The sequence below is a fragment of the Vicinamibacteria bacterium genome (assembly GCA_035570235.1).
Classification (GTDB): domain Bacteria; phylum Acidobacteriota; class Vicinamibacteria; order Fen-336; family Fen-336; genus DATMML01.
In genome coordinates this window covers 1-13618 of sequence record DATMML010000005.1, presented here as the reverse complement: position 1 = coordinate 13618, position 13618 = coordinate 1, and the positions used below count along the sequence as shown (strand labels likewise).

The 13618-nt window shown below is 65.8% G+C and carries 12 protein-coding genes; 3 read left to right on the top strand and 9 right to left on the bottom strand.

Annotated elements, in window-relative coordinates; translation table 11 throughout:
- Window positions 1-97: 97 nt before the first annotated feature.
- Window positions 98-2533 (bottom strand): PAS domain S-box protein, encoded by a 2436-nt coding sequence (locus VN461_00525; protein HXB53240.1) that lies wholly within the window; start codon window positions 2531-2533, stop codon window positions 98-100.
- A gap of 35 nt (window positions 2534-2568) precedes the next feature.
- Complete coding sequence (locus VN461_00520; GenBank protein HXB53239.1) at window positions 2569-2904, bottom strand: hypothetical protein; 336 nt, start codon at window positions 2902-2904, stop codon at window positions 2569-2571.
- A gap of 127 nt (window positions 2905-3031) precedes the next feature.
- Between VN461_00520 and VN461_00515 the strand changes: the two genes are divergently transcribed.
- Window positions 3032-3166 (top strand): hypothetical protein, encoded by a 135-nt coding sequence (locus tag VN461_00515; protein HXB53238.1) that lies wholly within the window; start codon window positions 3032-3034, stop codon window positions 3164-3166.
- A gap of 337 nt (window positions 3167-3503) precedes the next feature.
- On the opposite strand, the gene VN461_00510 is transcribed toward VN461_00515, so the two are convergent.
- Genes VN461_00510 through VN461_00495 form a run of 4 tightly spaced genes read right to left on the bottom strand, consistent with a single transcriptional unit; the run spans window position 3504 to window position 6082 of the window.
- On the bottom strand, window positions 3504-4028 hold the full coding sequence (locus tag VN461_00510; protein ID HXB53237.1) for a thioredoxin family protein: 525 nt from the start codon (window positions 4026-4028) through the stop codon (window positions 3504-3506).
- Window positions 4015-4716 (bottom strand): ABC transporter permease subunit, encoded by a 702-nt coding sequence (locus VN461_00505; GenBank protein HXB53236.1) that lies wholly within the window; start codon window positions 4714-4716, stop codon window positions 4015-4017. The genes VN461_00510 and VN461_00505 overlap by 14 nt, the downstream gene beginning before the upstream one ends.
- On the bottom strand, window positions 4709-5629 hold the full coding sequence (locus VN461_00500) for an ABC transporter ATP-binding protein (protein HXB53235.1): 921 nt from the start codon (window positions 5627-5629) through the stop codon (window positions 4709-4711). Before VN461_00500 ends, VN461_00505 begins: the two co-directional genes overlap by 8 nt.
- A gap of 39 nt (window positions 5630-5668) precedes the next feature.
- The gene (locus VN461_00495; protein ID HXB53234.1) at window positions 5669-6082 is read right to left on the bottom strand and encodes a hypothetical protein; all 414 of its coding nucleotides are present in this window, start codon (window positions 6080-6082) and stop codon (window positions 5669-5671) included.
- Between the two features lie 606 nt (window positions 6083-6688).
- Between VN461_00495 and VN461_00490 the strand changes: the two genes are divergently transcribed.
- Window positions 6689-7105 (top strand): cupin domain-containing protein, encoded by a 417-nt coding sequence (locus VN461_00490; GenBank protein ID HXB53233.1) that lies wholly within the window; start codon window positions 6689-6691, stop codon window positions 7103-7105.
- 363 nt (window positions 7106-7468) lie between these two features.
- Window positions 7469-8374 (top strand): substrate-binding domain-containing protein, encoded by a 906-nt coding sequence (locus VN461_00485; GenBank protein ID HXB53232.1) that lies wholly within the window; start codon window positions 7469-7471, stop codon window positions 8372-8374.
- Between the two features lie 169 nt (window positions 8375-8543).
- Here VN461_00485 and VN461_00480 read toward each other — a convergent pair whose 3' ends face one another.
- The 3 genes from VN461_00480 to VN461_00470 all read right to left on the bottom strand — a co-directional run bounded on the left by VN461_00480 (window position 8544) and on the right by VN461_00470 (window position 13302).
- Entirely contained in the window at window positions 8544-11609 is a 3066-nt protein-coding gene (locus VN461_00480; protein ID HXB53231.1) for an efflux RND transporter permease subunit, read from the bottom strand.
- Window position 11610: 1 nt separating this feature from the next.
- The gene (locus VN461_00475) at window positions 11611-12738 is read right to left on the bottom strand and encodes an efflux RND transporter periplasmic adaptor subunit (GenBank protein ID HXB53230.1); all 1128 of its coding nucleotides are present in this window, start codon (window positions 12736-12738) and stop codon (window positions 11611-11613) included.
- A gap of 135 nt (window positions 12739-12873) precedes the next feature.
- Window positions 12874-13302 (bottom strand): MarR family transcriptional regulator, encoded by a 429-nt coding sequence (locus tag VN461_00470; protein ID HXB53229.1) that lies wholly within the window; start codon window positions 13300-13302, stop codon window positions 12874-12876.
- Between the last annotated feature and the right edge of the window lie 316 nt (window positions 13303-13618).

The following is a 13618-nucleotide window of genomic DNA, read 5'->3' as shown; positions in this document are numbered from 1 at the left end:
CACCGAGAGTGGGGAAGAACCCAGATAGGTGCCATCGCCCGGCTCTTTTGCCACCGAAAGTGCGGACAAACCGATCAAAACAGCAGGTCGACAGGCGTCACGGCGCACTGGAAGTATTCGTCCTAAGGGGCAGGCGAGCCCTCACCTCAGTCCCACCTCCTGGGCGGGTGGTTAGTTCGTAAACTCCGCCCGCCAGGGACACGCGCTCCTGCATCCCGAGGAGGCCCATCGAAGCTCCTCCGATCGCGCGCTCCCGCGCCAGGGCGGCGTCGAAGCCGACCCCGTCATCCCGAATCCTGAGGTCGATCTCAGCGCCGACGACGTGGAGATCTATCCAGACGTTTCGAGCCCGCGCGTGGCGAGCAATGTTCGTGAGCGCCTCCTGGGTCACCCGGAAGCAGGCGGTTTCCAGCTCCGCCGGCACTTGCGGCACCACATCCATTGCAACGTGTGCGCGGACGTGCGTCGTCCTCGCGAATCGGTCGGCATACCAGCGGACGGCCGCAGCTAGCCCGAGGTCGTCGAGCACCGAAGGCCTCAGGTCCAATGCCAGGTCGCGCACCCTCTCCATGGCCTGGTCGACGGAAGCGATCGCTTCCTTGAGGCGGGCTAAGCCCATTCCGGCTTTCCTCTGCCGCTCGAGGGACGCGAGATTGATCTTCACGACCGTGAGGACCTGGCCGAGCTCGTCGTGCAGCTCGACAGCCAGCCGCCGGCGCTCCTCCTCCTGTGCACTAAGGAGGCGCCGGGACAGGGCTTGCAACTGCTTACGGCCCGCCCGCATCCCCTCGTCGAGGCGGCTCCGCTCGATCGTGGGTGCAACGCGGTCGGCAACAACCTGGAGCAGGCGCAAGTCCTCTTCCGTGAATCGGCGCGGCTGGGCAGTAACGACGCTCAGCACGCCTATCACTCGGCCCTCGACCTGCAGGGGAGTCCCGAGCATCGAGCCCCTAAGGAGGGTACGAAACTCGGGGGTCAGCCCTTCGACCTTGGAAATATCGGCGGTTGACAGGTCGTAGATGATCTGCGGCTTCCCGTCGGCGGCGATGCGGCCTGAGACCGCCTGGCCGATCGGCACCCGTACGGTCTTGACCAGGTCCAGAGCCACTCCGTCGGCGGCTCGGGTGAAGAGTCTATCGTGCTTTTCATCGATGAGTTCAATGAAAGCGTAGTCGCCTTCCAGAGCCTTTCGTAAACGCGCCAGCAGCTCGGCCACCAGTTCGTCGACGGCGAGGCGTGCCAGAGCCAAATCGGTGATGCTCTGAATGGCGCGAAGCCGCTCGAGCGTCCGCTCCGTCTCCGCTCTGGCGCGGCGCTCGCTGTCCAGGAGGCGTGCGCGCTCCTCCTCCGCGAGCTTACGGCGGGTGATGTCCGCGTTGGTCCCATAGACACGCACCGCTCGGCCCGCGAAATCGCGCACGACTGTGGCGAGCCCGAGGATGTGGTGCACGCTGGCGTCCGGCCAGATCACGCGGTACTCGATGTCCGGCGGACCCTCGCCCGCCAGCAGCTCTGCCCGACGGGAGAGCACGCGGGCGCGGTCGTCGGGATGGATCACCTGGGAGTAGTCGTCGAATACGTGCGTACCTCTGGCGCCACCGAAGAAGAGCCGCCGGTTCCCTTCGCTGTCGACGATCTCGCCCGTGACAAGGTCGTGCTCCCAGCTACCGGTCGCCCCGAGTTTCTCCGCTTCCACCAGGAGGCGCTGGGTCCTCCGCAGGGCCTCCTCGGCGCGGACGCGCTCCGTGACGTCCTGGTTGACGACCACGGCGCCGACGATGGCGCCGTTGGGCCCGGATATTGGCGCGGCCGAGTTCTGAATGATGCGGCGCCGTCCGTCGAATGTCTCGATGTCGATCAACTCGTTGAGCGAGGTCTCGCCCTTGCGCAGGGCTCGCATCGAGCCCCAGTCCTCAGGAGCCAACGGTTGGCCCGTCGCGTGCCAATGGCCCTTGCAGCTGCGGTAACGCTCGTCCGCAGCGGCAATGACGCCGCCCCAGATACGGGCTGACGCGGGATTGCTGAGGACGACGTTGGCATCAGGATCGACGACCACCACACCGACGGGGATCGTCTCCAGCACACGTTGCAGGAGCCGCTGGCCCACGCGGACCTCCTCCTCGACACGAGCCCGGTCGGTGATGTCGAGGGTCGAGCCAAGGATGCGCTCCGGCCGGCCGGAGGTGTCGCGCAGCAGTTCGCCACGCGTCACGACGGTACGCGTTGAGCCGTCGGGGGTCACCAGTGGGTGCTCGATCTCAAAGGGCACACCCTCTTCGATCGTGCGTCGACGCAGCTCGACTAGACGAGCCCGCTCTTCAGTTGGAACCGCCTTCCAGGCTTCCTCCCGCGGCAGCGGTAGAGGCGGCTCGACCAGTTCGGCTAGGTCCTCCTTGATGACGCCGGTACGCAGATCCTCCTCCCACGACCGCACGCGCCCGATGCGCTGCGCTTCGCGAAGGAGACGCTGCGCTTCGCGGAGCCCGCTTTCCGCACGAGTCCGTTCGGTGACGTCGAATGCGAGGCCGATCACACCGACCACTCTGCCTTGGGCGTCGAAGCGGGGCGTCAGGCGAAGATGGGCGCTGTGCTCACCGTCATCGATGTGCAGCTCGCTATCTCCCCCTGCAGTGCACTGCGGCAGCCGTCGAGAACGCGATCGCGATCCGGGGAGGTGGCGAAGAGCTCGTCAACCGTCTTGCCAATGGGTCCGGGGCTGTCAGCGAAACCCAGCCCGATGTCGCGGACGACGCGCAGATCGCCATCCGTGGCGCACGCCCGCACCGGGACGTGCTCCGTGAATAGCTGCAGCCACGCCTCGGTCTCGGCCAGCCTGGCGAGCAACTGATCCCGGGATGCCTGCGCCGCCACGGTCGCGGCACCCTTGTTACGACTCTCGGTCATTTCTTGGCACCGACAGCACGAGGGCTGGTGTCCCCTGTTGTGGGATAGCAGTCGCCCTGGAACCAAACTATGACCATACGGGACGCGGGTCAAGCCTGCGATTCGGCCTGCGATTACGGACGCTTCTATGGGGTCACGGGACGGCACGGCTCCCGTCCACTACCTGCAGATCTATCAGGCCGACATTCTGTACGCCAACGACCACCAGCAGGTTCAGGCTAAGCTTCTTTACGCCAGCAAGCGGCTTTTGTCTTCGTACTGAAGATTGAAAGAAGATAAGCACCTGTTGCCCCCTGCGAATGGTGCTCCCTGGATAGTCGGAGGGCGTGAAGCTCCCCTAGGGAATCGCGGCCGCCTCCGCAATCACGCCATCGTCCGAAACGAATCGTTTCCGAATTTCAAGGGCCATGCCATCCTCCAGATTAGGCTGTAGTCCAGTCAGGATCCCGACCTCTCACCTTGACTGGGGCGTCTTTGGCAGGGCCCGCGACTCCCCAGAGGCGGCGTTCTACCACTTGGGTGCAGGGCGACAACAGCACTCAAACCCGCTGCGGACCTGGCTTCCTGGCCCGCGGTCGCCGGTTGCGCCCGGCCGCGCGTCACTCGGTAACGCTGCGGCGCCCGTCACCGGGCCTTGCCGCCCGCGCCTTGCCGCTGGCGGCGTACTCCAGGAAGCGCACTACCCATCTGTGCGAGCGGTAGCCCGTAAGTTGGTTGAGCGCGGGACCGTCGGGGCCAGCGACCACCAGGGTGGGAAAGCCCCGGACTTGGAGGCGCGCCTCCAGCGAGGCCACCGGAGGCGGGTTCTCGCCGTCCTCCTTGGCGCGGTCAACCACCTTTACCGGTACGAAGCGTTCGTTGACGAACGCCGCCTGGCGGGGGTCGGAGAAGACCTCGCGCTCCAGGCGGGCGCATGGCCCACACCAGGCCGCGGTGAAGTCGTAGAGGATGGGCCGGCCGCGCTCCGCGGAGACCCGCGCTGCTTCCGCCAGCGGCACCCAGGCCACCTGGTCCCGGGGCTCAGGAAGCACCAGCCGCAGTCCCAGCAGGACGGGTACTGCCGCGAGCAGCGCGCGCGGCCAGCGCCGCTGGGAGCCACCGCGCGGAGGGCTAGCCGGCTCCATACGAGAACTGCCGGTGGCGAAACACCAATGCGCCCAGCAGCAGCGTCACTGCCCCGTTGCTGAGCCAGCGCACGAGGTCCTGCAAGAACGTGAGCGAAAAGCCGGAGTAGGTGAGTTCGTTTTCGACCTGGTCCGCCCACCAGTGGAACGCCGCCGCCAGCCAGGGCCAGGACACGTCCGACGCCTGCCAGGCCAGAAGCCGGCTGGCCACCAGCAGCACCAGGTAGGCGACCACGTCACCATGCCCGGGAGCGAATGTGGAGAGGGCGAAGCAAAGGGTGGTCTGCCAGAGCAGGTGGGCGAGAGTCGTTATAGCCAGGAGGGTCAGCTCTTCCCGGTCCAGCCGCCCGCTTCTCAGCCACACTCCGGCGGTGCCCCCGCAGAGGATGAGCACACCGGCGAGCACGGCCAGAGTGGCGGCGCCCAGGAAGCGCCCCGCCAAGTACTGGTTCCGGGTCAGGGGCCGCGCCAGCACCAGCTGCACCGTGCCGTCCGCCACGTCGCTGCCGATCAGGCCCGCGCTGGTCACAATGGTGCTGATGCTGGCGATTACGATTGCGGTTAGGGGGTCGATGCCGCCGTCCACCCAGCCCAGGAAGGTAGCGGTGGCCACCAAGAAAGCGGCCAGCGCCAGCGGAGCCGGGCGGAGCCCTCGCGCGCGCAGAGTGCTGCGGAACATCTCAGCCATCGCGGCCCCCGTTTCCGAAAAGCCCCTCCAGCCGGGCCGTCGCGGGAGCCAGGCCCAGCAGGGCGAGCCCGGCTCCCACGAGTACAGGTGCGACTCGCGCCAACTCGGCCGGCGTCAGCTCCAGGCGAATCCGGTCCTCTCCCTGGCCCGCCACCGCCAGGCCGGCCCCTCTTAGCGTGGCCAGCGCCGCGTCCTGCTGGCCGGTGCCCACCCGCGCTTCCCAGGTTTCGGTGGCGCGGCTCGGATCGCGCAGCACCTCCACCCTCTCCACATGCCCGCGCGCGATGAAGGCCACGCGGTCGCACACACGCTCCACCTCCGGGAGCTGGTGTGAGTTCAGCACCACCGTGGACCCGCGGGCGCGCTCCTCAAGGATCACCTCGCGCACCAAGGCCACGCCGATGGGGTCCATACCCGAGGCGGGCTCGTCCAGAAAGAGCAGGTCCGGCGCGCGGAACAGCGCCTGGGCAAGCCCGATGCGCTGCAGCAGGCCCCGCGAGTAGGTGCGCAGGGGGCGCCGCAGCGCCTCCTCCGCGATCTGCACGCGCTCGCGCGCCTGGCGCAGGCTGGGCGCGACCTCCCGCTCCCCGAGGCCCGCCAGCCGCGCGTGCTGGCGGAGGAAATCCTGCCCGGTCAACTCGCGATCAAAGCCCAGCCGTTCCGGGAGGTAACCGGTGCGGGCCCGCACTGCCAGGTCGTCCGCGGCGCGGCCGGCCACGGCGATGGTCCCGCGGTCGGGGCGCTGGAGGCCCAGCAGGCAGGTGAGCAGCGTGGTCTTGCCGGCGCCGTTTGGGCCGATGAGGCCGAATACTTCGCCCTGGTGCACATCGAGGTCCACCCCGGCGAGAGCGGGGATGCGGCGGCGCCAGGACCGGTAGGTCTTCTCGACGCCGCGGGCGGCAATGAGCGTCATCGTCATCATCGAAGCCAAGACATACCCCCGACCGCTGACTTACCGAACGGAATACCGCGCGACGAATACCTCGGAGGGCTGATTCTGATCGGCAAAGCGGGAGACGATTAACGCTTCGATCGAGAACGCCCCTGGGGGAACGACAAACGAGGCGCCAAGGCTGGCCTTGCCTCGCGGCGCGATATCGACCGCTGGTGCGGACGCGAGGAGGGGAACACCTGCCTCGTCTTGCAGAGAGAGGGTCGTGCGGCAGGGAGAGTCCACAAGGGAAACCACGGTCAGGCTTAGGTCGACGGCAGTGTTCGTCGACAACGAGGTCCCCATTGCGGGCGAGACGCCCGAAATCTCAACCGGCGGGGGGCCAAGAGCGGGCGTCGGTGCGGCTGGTGTTGAGCAAGCTGAGAGGGCCGCCGCCAATGCGGAAAGAAAGACAAGAACAATGCCTAATCTCATGCAGCCCTCCTTCCTCGCCACGGGATGCACGCGGCTCAGCTTGGCCAGTCAGGACAGGTCCAATCTCGGAATTATACTCCCCTGAGTATCTGTTTCTTCCCTCCTCGTTTGTGCAGCCGAAGGTCGTGGAACGTTCCAACTGGGCGGCGCTTGCTCCTGTAGCCAGGCGGGACGGACGTTCGCTGGGCTTCCGCCATGATCCGACCCCTATGCCGCCTTTCAGACCCGAAGGCGAGACGACCGTTCCCGGTCGTGGTTGCATCGCAAGGATTTCAGGCCGAGACTGTGGTTGAAATGAACAGAGAAGTGGGTCGTGCCAATCTATGAGCCTACCGAGAAGGGCGTGTTACTAGAGACGGTCTGGCGCTGGGCCGAGGGTCGCACGTCAACGAGCTCACGCGACTGCTGCGACGTGAAGCCTGAGTCCTCGCGTGCGCAGTAGTTGCGGCGAGCGTGTTGTCGCCGGAGCGCAATGCTCTCCCGACCAGCTCACGCAATACTTGGTCGAAAAAGCAGACGGGGACCGCTTTGGGTCCAGGGCGAGAGGTCGAAGGCACTCCGAAGCCTGGCGGGCCCGACAAACATTCACACTGCAAGGAGGTGCTTATGAACCGGTCGAGCTTGACGGCAGTTACCGTAATAGTCGTGTTCGCTACCTTCTTAACGTTATCCTGGACTCCTGCTCTGGATGCTCAGCAGGCAGGTGCCAAACGCACGATTCTGACGAAGCAAGACCTAAGCAATTTTCCAGCCCACGAGGGAGTGGTAGCCCAAGTGGAATTTACACCGGGGGCACGAGAACCGAAACACACGCATCCCGGCGACGTCTTCGGGTATGTTCACGAGGGCACTCTCACCGTTAGCATCGAGGGCAGACCGACCGCCACGGTGAAATCAGGCGAGGTCTTTTTTGTGCCGGCTGGAAAAGTTCATTGGGCAGAAAATGCGGGCGAAACGCCAGTCAAGGTGCTGGCCACGTTCGTGGTCGAGAAGGGCAAACCGCTGACTTCTCCGGCCCAGTGACGCGAGGCGCAGGACTAGCTGCCGTGTGCCTTGCCTCGCCGAGCTTCGTCGGTGTGGCAGGGTGCGGCCTGGACCCCCTCCAGGCTCGCTTCGTTATGAACCGGCACTGTTAAGGGGAGTCGCTCGTCTCCGCGCTTCCCACTGTCGGACACACGTGTCGAGTCAGTGTTGTCCCAAAACTCCTGCACTTCCACCTAGCGAGCCGCCTCCCCCTGAGAGTGTGGCCGCTGCAACTTGACTCTGCTCATGGGCTTAGGGGAGGAGTCGCAACCCGCGAGATCGCGTTTGGAAATCAGATGGTCAAGAAGGGTAGTAACCTTATTGATAGCACTCGAGACACCAATGGCATAGGAGGTCCAGAATTTGGCGAGCCGGAAACTTGTCGGTTCATTTTTCACGCTCAACGAGGACTACCATGCGCTGCAGCGGGCGGATCTCCTCTCCGCGGCGAAGCGAAGCGGGTTCGGGGTCGAGGTCCTCGATGCCGAAGAAAACGCCGTCCTTCAAATCCATCAACTCTTCCAGAGGATCCACGCCCCGTTGGACGAGCGGCCGCTCGCCTTCCTGGTCCACACGCGCGTGCCGGACGGCCTCGAGCGCGTGGCCCGGAACGCAGCGGCCGCTGGGATTGGCTGGATCCTCCTGAATCGCAGCGCCCCCTATGTCGAAGCCTTGCGGCGGGAATACCCGCGGGTGACCATCTCTGCCGTCGCAGCAGACAACCACGAGATTGGCCGGATCCAAGCACGCCAGTTTCGCGCCATTTTGCCGAGCGGCGGATCCGTTCTCTATGTCCAGGGCCCGCCAGGGACGGCGGCTGCGCAAGCCCGGCTGGAGGGGATGAACGAGGGGATCGTGGACACCGGCATCATTATCAAGGTCCTACCCGCCGAGTGGACAGAAGCCAGCGGTGAAATGGCGGTCGCGGCGTGGCTTCGGCTCAAGACCTCTGAGCTTTTCAAGCCTGATCTGGTCGGCTGCCAAAACGACGCCTTGGCTCTGGGCGCTCGCAGGGCCCTCCAGGCGCACCGGCCCGAATGGGCGCGTGTGCCGTTTACGGGATGTGACGGGCTGCCTGAGAGGGGACGACGTCTCGTGACCACGAAGGAACTCGCAGCCACCATTGAGGTAGCCCCCTGCACGGGTCCGGCGGTCGATCTTATCGATCAGGCCTTGAAGACTGACAGGCCGGCGCCGGAGAGGGTTCTTGTTCCCCCTCAGTCGCTTCCGCCTATTGAGGGGATTGACAAGGCCAGCACAAGGCCCTGACCACGCTGCCGCCAGTTCCGGGGGCCTTGCATTTGATCAATCCCTTCGGAGTCGACCGGCACCCGGAACTGGCAGCTGACGCCTCAGACCGGCAGCCCGCCTTATTTGCGACTCGAGTGTCTGAACCTTGTGGCCCTCCCCGAAGGATCGTGGGCCGTGCCGGTTCTCCTCAGACCGCCTCTGCCAGCTCCGGCATCGGGGCCTCCGCTAGCGCGGGCACCCGCGACCGCGCGACGAGCAGATAGATCGCCGGCACCACGAACAGCGTGAAGAAGGTGCCGATGATCATACCGCTCACGAGCATGATGCCGATGCTGTTGCGCGCGCCGGCCCCGGGCCCGCTCGCGAGCACGAGCGGGAAATGGCCGAGCACGGTGGCGGCCGTGGTCATCAGGATCGGGCGGAGTCGCGTGGCCGCGGCGTCGACCACGGCGCCGAGCTTGTCCAGGCCCGTCTCCTGTAGGTGGTTTGCGAACTCCACGATGAGGATCCCGTTCTTCGAGACCAGACCCACCAGCGTGATGAGCCCCACCTGGCTGTAGATGTTGAGGGTCGTGAACCCGAGGAAGGAAAAAAGGAGAGCTCCCGAGATGGCCAGCGGAACCGAGCCGGCCAGGATGATGAAGGGATCCCGGAAGCTCTCGAACTGCGCGGCCAGGACCAGATAAATGAGAATGGCCGAGAGCAGGAAGGTGGCCATGAACTTGCTGCCCTCGGTGCGGAGCTGCCGCGACTCGCCCGCGTAGTCGATGGTGAAGCCGGGGGGAAGGATGCGGCGAGCCTCATCCTCGAGGGCGGTGAGCGCGCGGTCGAGGGGAACCCCGGGGGGAATGACGCCTTGGATGCGGACGGCGTTGAGCTGCTGGAAGCGCTTCAGCTCCCGCGGCTCGGTACTGGTCTTCAAGCTGGCGAAGGTGGAAAGCGGCACGAGCTTGTCGCCGGGCCCGCTCACGTACATCTGCTGGAGCTGATCGGCGGTGAGCCGCTCCGTGCGCTTCACCTGCGGAATCACCTTGTAGCTGCGCCCCTGAATGCTGAAGCGGTTGACGTAGTCGCCCCCCATCAGCGTCGAGAGGTCGCGCCCGGCCTGGCTCAAGTCGACGCCCTGGGATCGGACCTTGTCGCGATTGAAGACCACCTCCGTCTGCGGCTGGTCGAATTTGAGGTCGGCGTCGGCGAAGATGTACAGCCCGCTGCCGAACGCCTTCATCACGAGCTTGTTGGCCACTTCGTTCAGTTGCTTCGGCTCCGCGGTGGAGGCGATCACCAGGTCCACCGGGAAGTCGCCGCCGCCGGGCAGCGGGGCCGGCGTCCGGGGAATGGCGCGGATTCCCGGGATGTTCGACAGCTTCCCGGCCGACTCCATCATGAGCTGCTCGGCGGTCTTGGTCCGCTGGCTCCAGGGCTTGGTGACCATGCCCCCGAAGCCCCCCGTGGGGGAGATGATCTGGAAGATGCTGTCCGACTCGGGGAACGACTTGTAGACCTCGTAGACCTCGGCCGTGAACAGCTTGGTCTGGTCAAGAGTGGAGTTGGCGGCCGCCTGGATGTATCCAAAGACCACGCCCTGGTCCTCGATGGGCGCCAACTCCTTCTGCGAGAACAAGTAGAGCGGCACCGCCAGCAGGATGACGATCGCCCAGAGGGCGAAGACGGCGGGCCGATCGCGCAGCGTCCAGGAGAGGGCCTTCGTGTAGAGGCGACGCACGGCCTCGAACCGCCGGTTGATCACTCCCGCCAAACCCCTGTCCGTGTCGCCCGCCCGCAACAGCCGGGAGCCCATCATGGGGGAGAGGGTGAGCGCGACCACGCCGGAGACGATCACCGCGCCGGCCAGGGTGAGGGCGAACTCGCGGAAGAGCGCCCCCGTGAGGCCGCCCTGGAGGGCGACCGGGGCATAAACGGCGGCCAGGGTGATGGTCATGGCGATGATCGGGCCCACCAGCTCGCGCGCGGCATCGATCGCCGCCTGGAAGGGCGATTTGCCTAGGTGGAGGTGCCGCTCCACGTTCTCGACCATGACGATGGCGTCGTCTACGACCAAGCCGACGGAGAGCACGATGGCCAGGAGCGTCAGCAGGTTGATGGTGAAGCCCGCCGCCAGCATGAGGAACACCGCCCCCACCAGCGAGATGGGGATGGCCACGACGGGAATCAACACCGACCGCAGGGAGCCCAGGAACAGGAAGATCACGATCACCACGATGAGGAGCGTCTCGCTGAGGGTCTTGATGACCTCGTTGATGGCGTCCTGGATGTAGGCCGTGGAGTCATAGGGGACGCCCAGCTTCATGCCCGCCGGCAGCTGCGCCGCGATCTCGGGAAGGGTCTCCCGAACCTTCTTGACGACCTCGAGGGAGTTGGCGGTGGGGAGCACCCACACGCCCATGAAGGTGGCGACCTGACCGTTGAACCGGACGTCCTCCTCGTAGTTCTCCGACCCCAGCGAGACGTCCGCTATCTCGCCGAGCCGCACCACCACCCCGTCCTTGCTCTTCACCACCAGCTGCCGGAACTCCTCCGGGGTGCGGAGGTCAGTGTTGGCCACGAGGTTCACCGACACCATCGAGCCCTTGGTCTTGCCCAGGGCGGAGAGATAGTTGTTCTTGGCCAGCGCGTCGCGCAGCTGGGAGGGAGAGATGCCCAGCGCGGCCATCTTGTCGGGCTTGAGCCAAATGCGCATCGCGAACGTTCGATTGCCAAGGATGTCGGCGCGCTGGACGCCGCTCACGGCGGAGAGCTTGGGCTGGACGACGCGGGTGAGGTAGTCGGTGATCTGGTTCTCGTCCAGGTTGTCGGCGGAAAAGCCCAAATACATGGCGGCAAACTGGTTGTCGGCGGTCTCCAGCTCGATGACCGGCGCCTGGGCCTCGGGGGGGAGGTCGTTCCGCACCTGCGCCACCTTTGCCTGGACCTGGGTGAGGGCGGCGTTGGTGTCGTAGTTGAGCTTCAAGTGGACGATGATCGAGCTCAGGGCCTGGGCGCTGGAGGACTCCATGAAGTCGATGCCGTCCGCGCTGGCGATCACGCGCTCGAGCGGGGTGGTGATGAAGCCGCGCACGAGGTCGGCGCTAGCACCCACATAGGTTGTCGTCACCCGGACGACCGCAATGTCGCTCCGCGGATACTGACGCACGCTCAGCGAGCGGATGGACTGCAGGCCGGCGATGAGGATGACCAGGTTGACGACGATGGCCAGGACGGGTCGCTTGACGAAGAGGTCGGTGAACTTCACGTCAGTTGTCCTCGGGCTTGGGTGCAGGGTCGTTGGCGGGCCGCACCTGGTTATTCACGTGGACGGCGGCCCCGTTGCGCAGCTTGAACACGCCGGAGCTCGCCACTTCCTCGCCCGCGCGGAGGCCGGAGAGGACGGCCACCTGATCGCCGCGGGCGACGCCCAGCTTCACTACCTGCTGGCGGACGCCCCGGTAAGCCTCGCCTTTCGGCCCCTTGAGCTCCTCGACCACGAACACGGTGTCGCCGTAAGGCGCGTAGTTCACGGCGGAGGCCGGGAGGGCGATGATGTCGTGGCTGGCGCCGATGAGGATCTGGGTGTCCACGAACATTCCCGGGCGCAGCTTGCCCTCAGGGTTGGCAAGGGTGGCCTGGATTCGTAGGTTTCGGGTGCCCTCGTCGACCACCGAGTCGACGGCGGTCATCTTGCCCGCGAAGCCGGCGGGGTCCACCGCCTCCGCGTGCACCCGCACGTCACCGCCGATGTGCAGGCGGCCGAGCTCCTGCTGTGGAACGTTGAAGTTGACGTAAATCGGATCGAGCGACTGCATCGGGATCACGGGGGTGCCGGCGCTGAGGTACTGACCGAGGTTGACCTGACGGATCCCGACCACTCCGGAGAAGGGCGCGCGAATGTGCTTCCTCGCGATCGTGGCCTGGATCTCGCCCACGCGAGCTTCGGCTTGCTTGTGCTCGGCCGCTGCCCGGTCGTTGTCGGCCTGGGAGAGGATCCCCTCTTGCGCGAGACCGCGCGTGCGCTCGAGGCTGACGCGAGTGAGGTCGGCGGCGGCAACGGCGGCGGCGAGTTGGGCCTGCTCCTGGCGGGTGTCGAGCTCGACCAGGATGTCCCCCGCCTGCACCGCGCGGCCGGACTCGATGAAGATCCGGTCGACGATGCCGGGCAGGTCGGCGCTCACGGTGACGCCGTGAACGGCAACGACGGTCCCGATGACGTCCAGTGTGGCGGGCCACTGCTCCTGCCGGGCCACAACCGTGGTGACGGCCTCGGGCGGGGGCTGGAAGGACGACGCCTGGGCGATGGCGGCTTTGATCTGGAAGAACTTGACGGAGCCCACAGCCGCGATGAAGAGGGCCATCGCGCTGAGCATCAACAACATCCGCTTAGTCATCGGGGGAAGCTCCTTTGCCTTCGAGTGTTCGACGTATGAGCGGCCCGGCGGCGGACACTCTCCGGTCGGGCACGAAAGGCCCAAAAACTACACGTATAGACGGTGCATCTATGAACTATGTTCCCTAAAGAAAACTCAATGCTCACCGCACTTTAGGGAGCCCAGAAGCTTGAGGAGGACGTCCTGCTGATTCTTGGGGAGCCCGGAGAAGAGCTCACACTCCGCCTGCTCGACGATCTTGAGCGCAGCGGCATAGTGCTCCCGGCCCTCCTTCGTGAGCTCGGCGCGAACCGAGCGGCGGTCACCGGGATCGGCAACACGTCTCACGAGCTGGTCGGCTTCCAGGCGGTCGATGAGTTGGGTCATGTTCGAGCGGACGCAGGCCATCCGCTCGGCCAACGTTCCGAGGGGGAGGGGCTCGCCCGCCGCCACGAGCTTGGCGAGCACGCCGAACTTGGCGACCGAGAGCCCCAAGGGCTCGAGCGCGGCTTCCAGCCGCTCCTCAACGGTGTGCAGGAAATATATGAGCTTCCCGGCCCGAACCCCGGGCGCCAAGTCATTCATACATGAACTATACAGCCCTGATTCAACGACGTCAAGTCCCTGGTGTCCGGTGAACCCCTGCTGGAAGCGGCACGACCCACGCGCGATGTCGCAGATCAAAGAAACTCACGTCGATCTCGTAGCCGTCGAGCGTCTCCTCGGAGCGCTTGACCGAACGCGACGCTCGGCAGCCGGTTGCGACCAGCAGAGGCTGCCCAAGGCTATCGGACCTGCCTCGGCGTCGGTTAGTGGTACCGTGGCATCCTGACTCGCCCACATGACGGGCGCTACGGCCAGGAGGGCCGGAAGTAAGGCACGTGGAGCGTCGAGACCCCCG